We start from the raw sequence: 15,282 nt of genomic DNA, 5'->3' as shown, positions 1-15,282 counted from the left end.
TCCCATCCCGAACTCAGTAGTGAAACGATGCATCGCCGATGGTAGTGTGGGGTCTCCCCATGTGAGAGTAGGTCATCGTCAAGATTCATTTCGCAAAACCCCTATCTGCGCGAGCAGGTAGGGGTTTTGTCTTTTTCTCGCACAAACACCGGGCTCAAACCGGTCAATAGTCGCCTCCCACATTTCGAGCCAGATCACTAGAATAGAGCCCACGCACCCTTTCAGAAGCTCGATATGCCCAACCCTGTCGAACCCGAAGCACTGGCCCACTTGCCGCTGGACGAACTCGTTGCTTGTCACGAATGCGACCTGTTGCTGCGCAAGCCAGTGCTGCAGCACGATGAAAAAGCCCTGTGCCCGCGCTGCGGCTATGAGCTTTACGCCCACCGGCACAATGTGGTCAACCGCAGCCTGGCCCTGGTACTGACGGCATTACTGCTTTTTGTGCCGGCCAATTTTTTGCCGATCATGCAGCTGCACCTGCTTGGCCAGACTTCGGACGACACGGTCTGGAGCGGGGTGGTGGGCCTGTACAATTCACAAATGCGCGGCGTGGCCGTGGTGGTCTTCCTGTGCAGCATGGCCATTCCTTTGGCAAAGCTGCTGTGCCAGTTGGCGGTACTGCTGAGCATTCGGCTGGATGTGGGGCGCAGCTATGGCCTGTTGTTCTACCGCATCTATCACCACTTGCGCGACTGGGGCATGCTCGAGGTCTACTTCATGGGCGTGCTGGTTGCGATCGTCAAACTGGTGGACCTGGCTGAACTGACCGTGGGGTTGGGGCTGTTCTGTTTCATCAGTCTGCTGTTGATTCAGGTATGGCTCGAAGTGGTGATGTCACCGCATCAGATCTGGAGTGCGCTTTCGGGGGAGGATCTCCATGCGGGCGATTGATGCAGGCATCCTGGTCTGCAATGAGTGTCACCAATTGAACAGGCAGGAGGCCGACAGCGCCTCGCAGACGTGCACGCGCTGTGGGGCCATCGTGCATGGCCGTCGACCGAACAGTATCGTGCGTACCTGGGCGTTGCTGATTGCGGCTTCCATTCTGTACATCCCTGCCAATCTGTTGCCGATCATGACCGTCAGCACCCTTGGCCAGGGTAGCCCCGATACCATCATGTCCGGCGTCATTACCCTGCTCAAGCACGGCATGGTGCCCATCGCTGCCGTGGTGTTCATCGCCAGTATTCTGGTACCTACCTTCAAACTGGTGGGTATTGGCTTGCTGCTGTACTCGGTTCAGCGCCGCCAGCCGCTTTCGGCGCGCCAACGGATCCTGATGTACCGCTTTATCGAATTCATTGGGCGCTGGTCCATGCTCGATATCTTCGTCATCGCCATCCTGGTGGCGGTGGTGAATTTCGGGCGAATTGCCAGTGTCGAAGCCAACCTGGGCGCTGTCGCCTTCGCCAGTGTGGTGATTCTGACGATGCTTGCTGCTTTAACTTTCGATCCCCGACTGATTTGGGATAACACGGAGTCGGATGACGACCATGAGTGACCTGCCTACGGCAAAAACCCGCCCAGCTTCGAACTGGTCGGCCATCTGGATCCTGCCGCTGATCGCGTTGATGATCGGGGGCTGGCTGGCATGGCAGGCCTACCGTGATGCGGGCGTGGAAATCGAGGTTCGCTTTACCACGGGTGAAGGGATCGTCGCCAACAAGACCGAAGTCATCTACAAGGGCATGCCGGTCGGCAAGGTGACGGCGTTGGTGCTGGATGCCAAGGGTGCCAACCAGGGTGTGATTGCCACCATTGAAATGAACAAGGCAGCCGAGCCGCACCTGACTACCGGGACGCGCTTCTGGCTGGTCAAGCCAAGCGTCAGCCTGGCGGGTATTTCCGGCCTGGAAACCTTGGTCTCGGGTAACTACATCGCCGTCAGCCCTGGCGAAGGGGAGAAGGCCAAGCGCTTCAAGGCCTTGTCTACGGCGCCGCCCTTGTCTGACAGTGAGCCGGGCTTGCACCTGACACTCAAGGCTGAGCGGCTGGGTTCGCTCAATCGCGACAGCCCGGTGTTCTACAAGCAGATCCAGGTCGGCCGGGTGAAGAGTTACCGGCTTTCCGATGACCAGGACACTGTCGAGATCAAAGTGTTCATCCAGCCGGCCTACGCCAGCCTGGTGCGCAAACACACGCGTTTCTGGAACGCCAGCGGTATCAGCATCGATGCCAGCCTGTCGGGTGTGAAGGTGCGCAGCGAGTCGCTGTCGAGCATCGTCGCCGGTGGCATCGCCTTCGCGACGCCGGAATACCGCAAGGACAGCCCGCCAACCGACCCCAGCCTGCCGTTTCGCCTGTATGAAGACTTCGATGCGGCCCAGGCCGGGATCCGCATCAAGGTCAAGCTGAGTGACTACGAAGGCCTGCAGGCGGGTCGCACGCCGGTGATGTACAAGGGCATCCAGGTCGGCTCGCTGAAAGCGCTGAAGATGGAAGACAACCTGGGCAGCGCCATGGCCGAGCTGACCCTCGACCCACTCACCGAGGACTACCTGGTCGAAGGTACGCAGTTCTGGGTGGTCAAGCCGTCCATCTCGCTGGCGGGCATTACCGGCCTGGAGGCCTTGGTAAAAGGTAACTACATTGCCATTCGCCCCGGGGAGAAGGGCGACAAGCCGCTGCGGGAGTTCGAGGCACGGCCCAAGGCGCCGCCGCTTGACCTGAAGGCGCCGGGCCTGCACATGGTGCTGTTCGCCGATACCCTGGGCTCGCTGGAAATCGGTAGCCCGGTGATGTACCGCCAGGTGAAGGTAGGCAGCGTGCAGAGCTACCAGTTTGCGCGCAACAGCAACCGGATCCTGATCGGTGTGCATATCGAGAAGGAGTACGAGAAGCTGGTGAACGGCTCATCGCGCTTCTGGAATGTCAGTGGCATTACCCTGACCGGTGGGCTGTCGGGCATCAAGATCAAAAGCGAATCCCTGCAGACGCTCATGGCGGGCGGTATCGCCTTCGACACGCCAAGGCCCGATGTGGTGCTCAAGCGCCATATTCCACGCTTCCGGCTGCATGAGAGCCAGGAGGCGGTTAACCGGGCGGGTACATTGATCACCATTCGTGTGGACCGAGCCGACGGTTTGAAGCCGGGTACGCCGATTCGCTTCCGTGGCCTGGACGTCGGCAGCATCGAAAGTGTCGACCTGACTGCAGACTTGCAGGCCGTGATGTTGCGGGCACGCATTACCGAAGCGGCGGAGCGTATTGCACGCGTCGGTACGCAATTCTGGGTGGTCAAGCCTGCGTTGGGCCTGGTGCGCACCGAAAACCTCGACACCTTGATTGGTGGGCAGTACCTGGAAGTGCAGCCGGCGGCCAAGGACAAGGGCACCCAGCGCGACTTTATTGCCCTGGCCGATGCCCCGCAGGTTGCAGGGCCGGAAGTCGGCCTGCCGTTGACGCTCAGCGCCCCGCGGCGCGGCTCGATCAAGCCGGGTGTGCCGGTTACTTACCGTGAGGTCGCGGTAGGCAAGGTGACAGGCTTCGAACTGGGCCAGAGTGCCGACCGCGTGCTGATTCATATCCTTATCGAGCCGCGCTACGCAGCATTGGTGCGCAGTGGCAGCCGCTTCTGGAACAGCAGCGGGTTTGGTTTCGATTGGGGGCTGTTCAAGGGAGCCACGGTGCGTACCGAATCGCTGGAGACGCTCATCGATGGCGGTATTGCCTTTGCCACGCCGGATGGCGAGCAGATGGGCAACCCCGCGCGGCCGCAGCAGACCTTTGCCCTGTTCGACAAGGCAGAGGATCAGTGGCTGCAGTGGGCGCCGAAAATCCCGATCGCCAAGTGATTCAACAGGAGGGGCGCCCCGGCAAGGGCGCTCCTGCTAGCAGCGCGCGGGTAAACAGTTAAATCGCAGGCAACAAAAAACCGACCCTAGGGTCGGTTTTTTGACAAGCATGTCGCTTAGGCAGCTGCAGCTTCTTTCAGCGCCTTGATGTGGCCATTCAGACGGCCTTTGTGGCGAGCAGCTTTGTTCTTGTGGATGATACCTTTATCGGCCATGCGGTCGATTACTGGTACAGCCAGAACGTAAGCGGCTTGCGCTTTTTCAGCGTCTTTTGCGTCGATGGCTTTAACTACATTCTTGATGTAGGTGCGGACCATGGAACGCAGGCTGGCGTTGTGGCTGCGACGCTTCTCAGCCTGTTTTGCACGTTTCTTGGCGGAAGGTGTGTTGGCCACCGTCGAGCTCCTCGAAAGACTTTAGGTAAATAGCAAACAAAATAGGCCGCGAATCATGCCGATCAGTCGAACGGATGTCAAGGCCACCTGCAAGGTTCCGCCGAGCGGTGCGCCAACAAGAGGGAAAGATTCCTTTCTGCTGCGCGACCTGTAAACTCGGGAATTTTGGCTCCCCTGCGAAGGCGCGGGAGTATCGCACATTCGAACGCTCTCTGCAGCGTCCTCTGTCTCTGACGTGAATCTTTTCGATGAATTTGCTGAAATCTCTGGCCGCGGTCAGCTCGATCACCATGATTTCCAGGGTGTTGGGCTTTGTGCGCGACACCATCCTGGCGCGTGTCTTTGGTGCCGGCATCGCCACTGATGCCTTTTTCATCGCCTTCAAGTTGCCCAACCTGCTGCGACGGATCTTCGCCGAAGGTGCGTTCTCGCAGGCTTTTGTGCCCATCCTGGCCGAGTACAAGACCCAGCAGGGCGATGAGGCCACCCGTACCTTCATTGCCTATGTCAGCGGTCTGCTGACCCTGGTCCTGGCCCTGGTCACCGTCGTTGGCATCCTTGCCGCGCCTTGGGTGGTGTGGGCGACCGCGCCAGGGTTCGTCAACAGTGCCGAAAAATACGCACTCACCACCGACCTGTTGCGGGTGACGTTTCCTTATATATTGCTGATATCGCTGTCGTCCCTGGCGGGGGCGATCCTCAATACCTGGAACCGCTTCTCGGTCCCTGCGTTCACCCCGACCTTGCTGAACGTGGCGATGATCTTTTTCGCCGTGGTGCTCACGCCGTATTTCGACCCGCCGATCATGGCGTTAGGCTGGGGTGTACTGGCGGGCGGCCTGGCCCAGCTGCTGTATCAACTGCCGGCGCTGAAGAAGATCGGCATGCTCGTGCTGCCCCGCCTGAACCTGCGCGACACGGGTGTATGGCGCGTGCTCAAGCAGATGCTGCCGGCGATTCTCGGGGTCTCGGTCAGCCAGATATCGCTGATCATCAACACCATCTTCGCCTCGTTCCTGGTGGCCGGCTCGGTGTCGTGGATGTACTACGCCGATCGGCTCATGGAGCTGCCGTCCGGCGTGCTGGGCGTGGCGTTGGGCACCATCCTGCTGCCTACCCTGGCCAAGACTTACGCTAATAAAGACCGCGAAGAGTACTCACGTATCCTCGACTGGGGCCTGCGCCTGTGCTTTTTGCTGGTGTTGCCCTGCACCCTGGCAATGGCCATCCTCGCCGAGCCGCTGACCGTGGCGCTGTTCCAGTACGGCAAGTTCAGCGCGTTCGATGCGGCCATGACCCAGCGCGCACTGGTTGCCTATTCTGTGGGCCTGTTGGCGATCATTCTGGTCAAGGTACTGGCACCCGGCTTCTATGCGCAGCAGAATATCCGCACGCCGGTGAAGATCGCGGTGTTCACGCTGGTCTGCACCCAATTGTTGAACCTGGCCCTGGTCGGCCCGCTGGCACATGCCGGGCTGGCCCTGGCGATCAGCCTCGGGGCCTGCCTGAATGCCGGCCTGCTGTTCTGGAAGCTGCGCAGCCAAGGGCTGTTCGAACCGCAACCCGGATGGACCAGGTTCCTGTTCAAACTGGTGTTGGCAGTGACATTGATGTCGGCGGTATTGCTGGCGGGCATGCACTATATGCCGGCCTGGGAGCAGGGTGGCATGCTCGAGCGCTTCGTGCGTCTCGGGGCGTTGATCCTGGCAGGTATCGTCACGTATTTCGGCTGCCTGTACCTGTGCGGCTTCCGGCCTCGGCATTTCGCCCGCAAGGCCCTGCACTGAAGCCAAGCGCACGTCAGGCGTCGGTTTTTCGCATTCCACGCCACCCCCGGGCGCTGCTGCCTGTCACCGGCGCCCGGGTGTGGTTATAATCGGCCACTTTATGAGCAAGAAGCGCGTTATGCAGCTGGTTCGAGGTCTTCACAACCTGCGCCCCGAGCACCGGGGCTGTGTCGCCACCATTGGCAACTTCGACGGGGTTCACCGCGGCCACCAGGCAATCCTGGCGCGTTTGCGCGAGCGTGGCCAAGCACTTGGCCTGCCGACCTGCGTGGTGATCTTCGAGCCACAGCCGCGCGAATACTTTGCCCCCGATACCGCGCCGGCGCGCTTGGCGCGGCTGCGCGACAAAATCGAGCTGCTGGCTGCCGAAGGCATCGACCGGGTGTTGTGCCTGGCGTTCAATCAGCGCCTGAGCAAACTCAGCGCCGATGAATTCGTCAAAGCCATCCTGGTCGACGGCCTGGGCGTGCGTCACCTCGAAGTGGGCGACGACTTCCGCTTCGGCTGCGACCGCGCGGGCGATTTCGCCTTCCTGGTCGAGGCGGGCGACAAGTATGGGTTTACCGTCGAAGCCGCCAACACCGTAATCCAGGACGGCCTGCGGGTCAGCAGCACCGAAGTGCGCAAGGCTCTGGCCGAAGGTAACTTCGAGTTGGCCGAGCACTTGCTGGGCCGCCCGTACCGCATCACTGGCCGGGTCTTGCACGGCCAGAAACTGGCGCGCCAACTCGGCACGCCCACCGCCAACATTCAGCTCAAGCGCCGCCGCGTGCCGCTGTCCGGGGTTTACCTGGCCAGCATCGTAATCGACGGCAAGGCCTGGCCGGGTGTCGGCAATATCGGCGTGCGCCCCACCGTTGCCGGTGATGGGCGCCCGCACCTGGAGATTCATCTTCTGGATTATGCCGGCGACCTGTATGGCCGGCGTCTGACGGTGGAGTTCCACCACAAGCTGCGTGAAGAGCAGCGATTCGCCTCCCTTGAGGCGCTGAAGTCGGCGATCGACGCGGACATCGCCGCCGCACGTGCACATTGGCACGCTCAACCGCTAACGAAGAGCCTGAAATGACCGACTACAAAGCCACGCTAAACCTTCCGGACACCGCCTTCCCGATGAAGGCCGGCCTGCCTCAGCGCGAACCGCAGATTCTGCAGCGCTGGGACAGCATTGGCCTGTACCAGAAGCTGCGCGAAATTGGCAAGGATCGTCCGAAGTTCGTCCTGCACGACGGCCCGCCCTATGCCAACGGCAAGATCCACATCGGTCATGCGCTGAACAAGATCCTCAAGGACATGATCGTCCGTTCCAAGACCCTGGCGGGCTTTGATGCCCCGTACGTGCCGGGCTGGGACTGCCATGGCCTGCCGATCGAACACAAGGTCGAAGTCACCCACGGCAAGCACCTGTCTGCCGACCGCACCCGTGAACTGTGCCGTGAGTACGCCGCCGAGCAGATCGAAGGGCAGAAGACCGAGTTCATCCGCCTGGGTGTGCTGGGCGACTGGGACAACCCCTACAAGACCATGAACTTCGCCAACGAGGCCGGTGAAATCCGTGCCCTGGCCGAGATGGTCAAGCAAGGCTTCGTGTTCAAGGGCCTCAAGCCTGTGAACTGGTGCTTCGATTGCGGTTCGGCACTGGCCGAAGCCGAGGTCGAATACGCCGACAAGAAATCCCAGACCATCGACGTGGCCTTCCCGGCCGCCGATGCCGACAAGCTGGCCGCCGCCTTTGGCCTGGCCGCGCTGGCCAAGCCCGCCGCCATCGTGATCTGGACCACCACCCCGTGGACCATCCCGGCCAACCAGGCGCTGAACATCCACCCGGAGTTCAAGTACGCCCTGGTCGACACCGGCGAGCGCCTGCTGGTACTGGCCGAAGAGCTGGTCGAGGCGTGCCTCAAGCGTTACAACCTGGAAGGCTCGGTCATCGCCACCGCCCAGGGTTCGGCCCTGGAGCTGGTCAACTTCCGCCACCCGTTCTACGACCGCCTGTCGCCGATCTACCTGGCCGACTACGTCGAGCTGGGCGCCGGTACCGGTGTGGTTCACTCCGCGCCAGCCTACGGTGAAGACGACTTCGTCACCTGCAAGCGCTACGGCATGGTCAACGACGACATCCTCACGCCGGTGCAGAGCAATGGCGTGTACGTCGAGTCGCTGGACTTCTTCGGCGGCCAGTTCATCTGGAAGGCCAACCCCGCCATCGTCGAGAAGCTGAGCGAAGTCGGCGCGCTGATGCACACCGAAACCATCAGCCACAGCTACATGCACTGCTGGCGCCACAAGACCCCGCTGATCTACCGCGCCACCGCGCAGTGGTTCGTCGGCATGGACAAGCAGCCAAGCACCGGCGAGCCGCTGCGTGAGCGCGCGCTCAAGGCCATCGAAGAAACCAAGTTCGTCCCGGCCTGGGGCCAGGCGCGCCTGCACTCGATGATCGCCAACCGCCCGGACTGGTGCATCTCGCGTCAGCGCAACTGGGGTGTGCCGATCCCGTTCTTCCTGCACAAGCAGACCGGCGAACTGCACCCGCGCACTGTCGAACTGATGGAAGCCGTGGCCAAGCGCGTCGAGCAAGAGGGCATCGAGGCCTGGTTCAAGCTGGACGCCGCCGAACTGCTCGGTGAGGAAGCCGGCCAGTACGACAAGATCACCGACACCCTGGACGTGTGGTTCGACTCCGGCACCACCCACTGGCACGTGCTGCGGGGTTCGCACGACATCGGCCACGCCACCGGCCCGGTCGCCGACCTGTACCTGGAAGGTTCCGACCAGCACCGTGGCTGGTTCCACTCGTCGTTGCTGACCGGTTGCGCCATCGACAACCACGCGCCGTACCGCGAGCTGTTGACCCACGGCTTCACCGTGGACGAAAACGGCCGCAAGATGTCCAAGTCGCTGGGCAACACCATCGAGCCGGAGAAGGTCAACAACACCCTGGGTGCCGACATCCTGCGCCTGTGGGTTTCGGCCACCGACTACTCGGGTGAGATGGCGGTTTCCGAGCAGATCCTGCAGCGCAGTGCCGATGCCTACCGGCGTATTCGCAACACCGCGCGCTTCCTGCTTTCCAACCTGTCGGGCTTCGACCCGGCCCGCGACCTGCTGGCCCCCGAGGACATGCTGGCCCTGGACCGTTGGGCTGTGGACCGCACGCTGCTGCTGCAGCGCGAGCTGGAAGAGCACTACAGCGAGTACCGTTTCTGGAACGTCTACTCGAAGATCCACAACTTCTGCGTGCAGGAGTTGGGTGGCTTCTACCTCGACATCATCAAGGACCGCCAGTACACCACCGGCGCCAACAGTGTTGCCCGTCGTTCGTGCCAGTCGGCGCTGTACCACATCAGCGAGGCGCTGGTGCGCTGGATCGCACCGATCCTGGCGTTCACCGCTGACGAAATCTGGCAGTACCTGCCGGGCGAGCGCAACGAGTCGGTGATGCTCAACGGCTGGTACCAGGGCCTGAGCGAGCTGCCGGAAGGCACCGAGCTGGACCGTGCCTACTGGGATCGCGTCATGGCGGTCAAGGCGTCGGTCAACAAGGAGCTGGAAAACCAGCGTACTGCCAAGGTCATCGGCGGCAACCTGCAGGCCGAAGTCACCCTGTACGCTGACGAAGGCCTGAGCGCCGACCTGAGCAAGCTGGGCGACGAGCTGCGCTTCGTGCTGATCACCTCGGCTGCGAGCGTGGTGCCGTTCGTGCAGGCACCGGCTGACGCCGTGGCTACCGAAGTCGAAGGCCTTAAGCTGAAAGTGGTGAAGTCCGGCCATGCCAAGTGCGGCCGTTGCTGGCACTTCCGCGCCGACGTCGGCAGCCACCCGGAGCACCCGGAAATCTGCAGCCGTTGCGTCGATAACCTGAGCGGCTCGGGCGAGGTGCGTCACTATGCCTAACCCGGCAGTGGGGCGCTTCGGGCGCCTTGCATGGCTTTGGCTGAGCTTGCTGGTCCTGGTCCTCGACCAGGCCACCAAGCTGTATTTCAACAACGCCTTGAGCATGTACCAGCAGATTGTGGTCATCCCTGACTACTTCAGCTGGACCTTGGCCTACAACACCGGCGCCGCTTTCAGCTTCCTCGCTGATGGCGCTGGCTGGCAGCGCTGGCTGTTCGCCCTGATCGCCGTGGTGGTCAGTGCCGTACTGGTGGTGTGGCTCAAGCGCCTGGGGCGCAACGAAACCTGGCTGGCCGTGGCGCTGGCGCTGGTGCTGGGTGGCGCCATTGGCAACCTGTACGACCGCGTCGTGCTGGGCCATGTGGTCGACTTCATCCTGGTGCACTGGCAAAACCGCCATTACTTCCCGGCCTTCAACGTGGCCGACAGCGCCATCACCGTTGGCGCGGTGATGCTGGCGCTGGATATGTTCAAGAGCAAGAAGTCCGAGGATCCGGTCCATGACTGACACCCGTATCGGCCAGAACACCGAAGTCACCCTGCACTTCGCACTGCACCTGGAAAACGGCGACACCGTCGACAGCACGTTCGACAAGTCGCCTGCCGTGTTCAAGGTAGGTGACGGCAACCTGCTGCCAGGTTTCGAAGCCGCGCTGTTCGGCTTCAAGGCCGGCGACAAGCGCACCGTCACCGTGGCCCCGGAAAACGCCTTCGGCCAGCCGAACCCGCAGAACGTGCAAATCATGCCGCGTTCGCAGTTCACCGACATGGAGTTGTCCGAAGGCCTGCTGGTGATCTTCAACGACGCCGCAAACGCCGAGCTGCCGGGCGTGGTCAAAGCCTTCGATGACGCGCAGGTGACCATCGACTTCAATCACCCACTGGCTGGCAAGACCCTGAGCTTCGAGGTGCAGATCCTCGACGTGAAGGCCTTGTAAGCCTGGAGCCGAGCATGCAAATCAAACTCGCCAACCCTCGCGGTTTTTGCGCGGGGGTCGACCGGGCGATCGAGATCGTCAACCGTGCCCTGGAAGTCTTCGGCCCGCCGATCTACGTGCGCCATGAAGTGGTGCACAACAAGTTCGTGGTCGAAGACCTGCGCAACCGCGGTGCCATCTTCGTCGAAGAGCTGGACCAGGTGCCGGATGACGTCATCGTCATCTTCAGTGCCCATGGTGTTTCCCAGGCCGTGCGCCAGGAAGCCGCTGGGCGTGGCCTGAAGGTGTTCGACGCCACCTGCCCGTTGGTGACCAAGGTGCACATCGAAGTCGCCAAGTACAGCCGCGACGGCCGTGAGTGCATTCTCATCGGCCACGAGGGGCACCCGGAAGTCGAAGGCACCATGGGGCAATACGACGCCAGCAACGGCGGCGCCATCTACCTTGTCGAAGACGAGGACGATGTCGCCAAGCTGCAGGTGCGCGACCCGGACCACCTGGCCTTCGTCACCCAGACCACGCTGTCGATGGATGACACCAGCCGTGTCATCGATGCCCTGCGTGCGCGCTTCCCGAACATCGGTGGCCCGCGCAAGGACGACATCTGCTACGCCACCCAGAACCGCCAGGATGCGGTCAAGCAACTGGCCGGTGAGTGTGACGTGGTGCTGGTGGTCGGTAGCCCGAACAGCTCCAACTCCAACCGCCTGCGTGAGCTGGCCGAGCGCATGAGCACCCCGGCCTATCTGATCGACGGTGCCGAGGACCTGCAACGTGCCTGGTTCGATGACGCAGCTCGCATCGGCATCACAGCGGGTGCTTCGGCCCCCGAAGTGCTGGTGCGCGGCGTGATCGAGCAGCTCAGGGCTTGGGGCGCCACCGGCGCAGAAGAGCTGGATGGGCGCGAGGAGAACATCACCTTCTCCATGCCCAAAGAGCTGCGGGTTCGCTCGCTGATCTGATCAGGCACCTGCGCACAAGGGCTCACTCAGTTCATCTGTGCGCAGGCTGACCCTGCCGCTGGTCGCCAGTACCACCCGGTACTGGCTGGCCGCTGCGCCAGCCTGGCAAATGTGCAATGTGCCACCCAGCAAGTTGGCGTTGCGCCCCTGTGGCACGCCCAGTGCGCTGAACTTCACCTGTTGTCCGGTATTCGCGACAATCCTCAGAGGCCTTACCAGGCGCTGCTCGCGCAGAACCTGCTGATTGTGCCCTAGCATCACGCGCCAGCCCTTGCCCCAATCACTTTCCAACGGCAGCACCAGCACCGCCTGGCCTTGCAGCAACGCGTGGCTGCGCGCGCTGCGCAGTGCTTGTGCCAGGTCGCGCGCTGCGGTTGCCCTGTGTAAGCCTTCAGAGAGGTCGTTGTAGGCCGGCATCCCCAGCTGTATCAGAACGGCCGCCATGGCCAGCGCCAACATCATTTGTATCAGTGTTGCACCCTGTTGCCGCACCGTGCATTTCTCCCTGGAAGTGCTTCGCTTCAGCTTCAAGGTCGCCGGGCAATTGATCCAGTCGCCCAGTGAGTAATCAGTTGCAGGAAAAGTCGCAGGGGGCGCAGGGATGCGAGCGATGGAAGGGGGCATGACGCTCCTCGAGGTATTACTGGCCATGGTGGTGGTGGCGGTGGGCATGTTTGCCGCTGGCGCCTTGCAGGTGCGCGCACTGCAGGCAACCGACAGTGCGCGGCACGATGCACAGGCCGCCTTGTGGGCGCACACCCGGCAGGAACGGGCCAGGGCCGCAGGCGAGCCGAAGGCGCAGCCATGAGCCGCACACAAGTCGGCTTCGGTTTGATCGAGGGGGTGCTGGCGCTCGCCATCGGTTTGCTGCTGCTGGCAGCGGCCAGCCAATTGTTCGTGTCTGCCCATGACACTTGGCGCCTGCAGGGCGCGGCCGCACGCTTGCAGGCTGATGCCCGCCTGGCGTTGCAACGCATGGCCCAGGACATTCGCATGGCCGGCATGTTCGGCTGCCTGCGCCTGCAGCCCGACGACTTCACCGACCCGCTAGCGCTTCAAGCCTTCGCCCAGCCCCTGCAGGTGGGCGCGAACAGCCTGAGCCTGGTAGTGGCCGAGCTGCCCGGGCACACCGGTGCCCCGGACTGGACGCTGCTGACCAACTGCATCGACGAGGCTCACGTGCACAGCGGGCGAGTTGATGGCAGCCAGCACCCCTTGGCAATCCCCATAAGCCAGCACCTCTATGTGCTGGATGGCACGACCTTGCGGTTCCGCCGACGAGGGGCTAGCCAGCCGCTGGTCGACCATGTGCGTGAGATGCGTGTGGCGTTTGTCGAGGCACCGCAAGGTGGGCGGGTGGATGTGCACCTGACGCTGTTCGAGCCCACCCTGGGCATAGAGCAGCAGCACGCCTTGAGCGTGGCGCTGCGCAATCCGCTGGCCGGCCCATGAAGCGCCAGCGCGGTGTGGTGTTGCTGTTGGCACTGGTGCTGAGCTTGCTGCTTGGCTTGCTCGCGGCCTCGGCCCTGCGCGATGCGCTGGTGGAGACCCGCATGGCTGGCTTGTGGCGTGACGGTTTCGAGGCACTCGAGCAAGCCGAGCAGGCATTGCTGGCAGGCGCCGCCCAGCTACAACTGTCACCGCCCCCAGCGTGCCAGCCCTGCCAACCACCACCGCGGCCGCATGACTTGCAGGGCAACTGGCAGGGCACCGCAAGCGGCTTCTTCCAGGTGCAGAACCTTGGCCGAAGTGACCGTGCCGCGCACCTGCCCGAGGGCCAGCAGGCTACCTTGTTCAGGGTCACCGCCGTCAGCCGGCAAGCCCGGTCGCGGCATGTACTGGAAGCGGTGTATGCGCTGTCAGGTGATGAGGTGCGGCGCATCCTTTGGCGGCAGCGATTGAGGGAACCCTGACATGCAGCAAGGCCTGAGCCTTATCGAGTTGTTGATTGTCGTGGCCGTGACCGGCATTCTGGCAGCCATTGCCTACCCCAGTTACAGCGAGCAGCTTCGGCGCGCCGCACGCAGCGAAGTGGTCGGTCTGCTGCAGGATGCCGCCCTACGCCTGGAGCGCCATCGCGTTCGCACCGGCCAATACGCCGAAGGCGACCCGGCACTGCCCAGCGGCAACCGTTACTACAGCCTGCACGCCCAGCGCGACAGCGACACCTTCTTGTTGCTCGCCCGCAGGCTGCCGCATGGGCTGATGGCGCAGGACCGCTGCGGTGACTTTCAGCTCGATCATGCAGGCGTGCACAGCAACCTGGGCAGCCTGGACAGCAGCGAGCAGTGCTGGGGAAGCTGAAGCATGAATGGTGCCCGGTGCATCGCGGTTTTACTTCAGGTGTTTGGATCGACAGATGAGCAAGCAAGTAGTGGTGGTCGGCGGCGGGGTTATCGGCCTGCTGACGGCGTTCAACCTGGCGGCGCACGTCGGGCAGGTGGTGGTGTGTGACCAGGGCGAGGTCGGGCGAGAGTCGTCCTGGGCGGGCGGCGGCATCGTCTCGCCGTTGTACCCTTGGCGCTACAGCCCGGCAGTGACCGCCCTCGCGCATTGGTCGCAGGACTTCTACCCACAGCTGGGCGAGCACCTGTTCGCCAGCACGGGTATTGACCCAGAAGTCCACACCACCGGCTTGTACTGGCTCGACCTGGACGACGAGGCCGAAGCGCTGGCCTGGGCGGCACGCGAGGGGCGGCCACTGAGTGCCGTGGATATCTCGGCGGCCTATGACGCGGTGCCGATACTGGGCCCGGGCTTCAAGCGCGCCATCTACATGGCGGGCGTGGCCAACGTGCGTAACCCGCGGCTGGTCAAGTCGCTGAAGGCTGCATTGCTGGCATTGCCCAACGTGACCTTGCGCGAGCACTGCCAGATCACCGGCTTTGTTCAGGACGCTGGGCGCGTGACTGGCGTGCAGACAGCGGACGGTGTGCTGCAGGCCGATGACGTGGTGCTCAGTGCTGGCGCCTGGAGTGGCGACCTGCTGCGCACGCTTGGCCTTGAGCTGCCGGTGGCGCCGGTGAAGGGGCAGATGATTCTGTTCAAGTGCGCCGAGGACTTCTTGCCGAGCATGGTGCTGGCCAAGGGGCGCTATGCGATCCCGCGCCGTGACGGGCACATTCTGGTGGGCAGCACGCTGGAGCATGCCGGCTACGACAAGACCCCGACCGAGGATGCGATGGCGAGCCTCAAGGCTTCGGCGCTAGAGCTGTTGCCGCAGCTCAAGGATGCCGCGGTGGTCGGGCATTGGGCGGGGCTGCGGCCGGGGTCGCCTGAAGGTATCCCGTATATTGGGCCGGTGCCGGGGCATGACGGGTTGTGGTTGAACTGCGGGCATTACCGTAATGGGTTGGTGCTGGCGCCGGCTTCGTGCCAGTTGTTTACTGACTTGCTGACGGGGGGGGCGCCGATCATTGATCCGGCGCCGTATGCGCCGGCGGGGCGTTTGGGCTGAGATTGCCGGGCCCGCTTGGCGGGCCTTTCGCGACGCAAGGCCGCTCCTA

The 15,282-nt window shown here is 62.9% G+C and carries 16 protein-coding genes; 14 read left to right on the top strand and 2 right to left on the bottom strand.

Annotated features, from left to right (window positions below; genetic code table 11):
- The first annotated feature begins 234 nt into the window (after positions 1 to 234).
- From HU766_RS22285 to HU766_RS22275, 3 genes are read left to right on the top strand one after another with little or no spacing between them, the layout of a single operon-like run.
- Complete coding sequence (locus HU766_RS22285) at positions 235 to 894, top strand: paraquat-inducible protein A (protein WP_033701471.1); 660 nt, start codon at positions 235 to 237, stop codon at positions 892 to 894.
- Positions 881 to 1,504, top strand: coding sequence for a paraquat-inducible protein A (locus HU766_RS22280; RefSeq protein WP_033701470.1), 624 nt, complete (start codon positions 881 to 883; stop codon positions 1,502 to 1,504). The genes HU766_RS22285 and HU766_RS22280 overlap by 14 nt, the downstream gene beginning before the upstream one ends.
- Positions 1,497 to 3,797, top strand: a complete 2,301-nt coding sequence (locus tag HU766_RS22275) for an MlaD family protein (protein ID WP_047582848.1) — start codon at positions 1,497 to 1,499, stop codon at positions 3,795 to 3,797. Before HU766_RS22280 ends, HU766_RS22275 begins: the two co-directional genes overlap by 8 nt.
- A 116-nt stretch (positions 3,798 to 3,913) precedes the next feature.
- On the opposite strand, the gene rpsT is transcribed toward HU766_RS22275, so the two are convergent.
- Entirely contained in the window at positions 3,914 to 4,192 is a 279-nt protein-coding gene (gene rpsT / locus HU766_RS22270; RefSeq protein ID WP_003247625.1) for a 30S ribosomal protein S20, read from the bottom strand.
- 248 nt (positions 4,193 to 4,440) lie between these two features.
- On the opposite strand from rpsT, the gene murJ reads away from it, so the two are divergent.
- The 6 genes from murJ (at position 4,441) to ispH (ending at position 11,776) form a co-directional block, all read left to right on the top strand.
- Positions 4,441 to 5,979: a murein biosynthesis integral membrane protein MurJ gene (gene murJ / locus HU766_RS22265; RefSeq protein ID WP_047582844.1), complete on the top strand. Its 1,539-nt coding sequence runs from the start codon at positions 4,441 to 4,443 to the stop codon at positions 5,977 to 5,979.
- A 118-nt stretch (positions 5,980 to 6,097) separates the two neighbouring features.
- On the top strand, positions 6,098 to 7,048 hold the full coding sequence (gene ribF, locus HU766_RS22260) for a bifunctional riboflavin kinase/FAD synthetase (RefSeq protein ID WP_186660639.1): 951 nt from the start codon (positions 6,098 to 6,100) through the stop codon (positions 7,046 to 7,048).
- Complete coding sequence (ileS, locus tag HU766_RS22255) at positions 7,045 to 9,876, top strand: isoleucine--tRNA ligase (RefSeq protein WP_186660637.1); 2,832 nt, start codon at positions 7,045 to 7,047, stop codon at positions 9,874 to 9,876. The genes ribF and ileS overlap by 4 nt, the downstream gene beginning before the upstream one ends.
- Positions 9,869 to 10,384 carry a signal peptidase II gene (gene lspA / locus HU766_RS22250; protein WP_033701462.1) on the top strand — a complete coding sequence of 172 codons (516 nt, stop codon included), beginning with the start codon at positions 9,869 to 9,871 and terminating at the stop codon, positions 10,382 to 10,384. Before ileS ends, lspA begins: the two co-directional genes overlap by 8 nt.
- A complete protein-coding gene (gene fkpB / locus HU766_RS22245) occupies positions 10,377 to 10,814 on the top strand; it encodes an FKBP-type peptidyl-prolyl cis-trans isomerase (protein WP_033701461.1) in 438 nt (145 codons plus the stop codon). Before lspA ends, fkpB begins: the two co-directional genes overlap by 8 nt.
- A 14-nt stretch (positions 10,815 to 10,828) precedes the next feature.
- The gene (gene ispH, locus HU766_RS22240) at positions 10,829 to 11,776 is read left to right on the top strand and encodes a 4-hydroxy-3-methylbut-2-enyl diphosphate reductase (RefSeq protein WP_186660629.1); all 948 of its coding nucleotides are present in this window, start codon (positions 10,829 to 10,831) and stop codon (positions 11,774 to 11,776) included.
- Here the strand turns inward: ispH and HU766_RS22235 are convergent, their stop codons facing one another.
- Entirely contained in the window at positions 11,777 to 12,268 is a 492-nt protein-coding gene (locus HU766_RS22235; RefSeq protein WP_186660627.1) for a GspH/FimT family pseudopilin, read from the bottom strand.
- Positions 12,269 to 12,377: 109 nt separating this feature from the next.
- On the opposite strand from HU766_RS22235, the gene HU766_RS22230 reads away from it, so the two are divergent.
- The 5 genes from HU766_RS22230 to thiO are packed head-to-tail and all read left to right on the top strand — an operon-like array spanning position 12,378 to position 15,233.
- The gene (locus HU766_RS22230; protein ID WP_186660625.1) at positions 12,378 to 12,584 is read left to right on the top strand and encodes a prepilin-type N-terminal cleavage/methylation domain-containing protein; all 207 of its coding nucleotides are present in this window, start codon (positions 12,378 to 12,380) and stop codon (positions 12,582 to 12,584) included.
- Positions 12,581 to 13,228, top strand: coding sequence for a pilus assembly protein PilW (locus tag HU766_RS22225; RefSeq protein WP_186660623.1), 648 nt, complete (start codon positions 12,581 to 12,583; stop codon positions 13,226 to 13,228). The genes HU766_RS22230 and HU766_RS22225 overlap by 4 nt, the downstream gene beginning before the upstream one ends.
- Positions 13,225 to 13,689: a hypothetical protein gene (locus tag HU766_RS22220; protein ID WP_186660621.1), complete on the top strand. Its 465-nt coding sequence runs from the start codon at positions 13,225 to 13,227 to the stop codon at positions 13,687 to 13,689. The genes HU766_RS22225 and HU766_RS22220 overlap by 4 nt, the downstream gene beginning before the upstream one ends.
- 1 nt (position 13,690) lies before the next feature.
- A complete protein-coding gene (locus tag HU766_RS22215) occupies positions 13,691 to 14,080 on the top strand; it encodes a type IV pilin protein (protein WP_033701454.1) in 390 nt (129 codons plus the stop codon).
- A 55-nt stretch (positions 14,081 to 14,135) separates the two neighbouring features.
- Positions 14,136 to 15,233: a glycine oxidase ThiO gene (thiO, locus tag HU766_RS22210; protein ID WP_186660619.1), complete on the top strand. Its 1,098-nt coding sequence runs from the start codon at positions 14,136 to 14,138 to the stop codon at positions 15,231 to 15,233.
- Positions 15,234 to 15,282 lie beyond the last annotated feature (49 nt).

Origin of the sequence: Pseudomonas sp. SWRI77 (assembly GCF_014269105.1) — a bacterium.
Lineage (GTDB): Bacteria > Pseudomonadota > Gammaproteobacteria > Pseudomonadales > Pseudomonadaceae > Aquipseudomonas > Aquipseudomonas capeferrum.
This window is presented reverse-complemented; position numbering and strand designations above follow the sequence as displayed.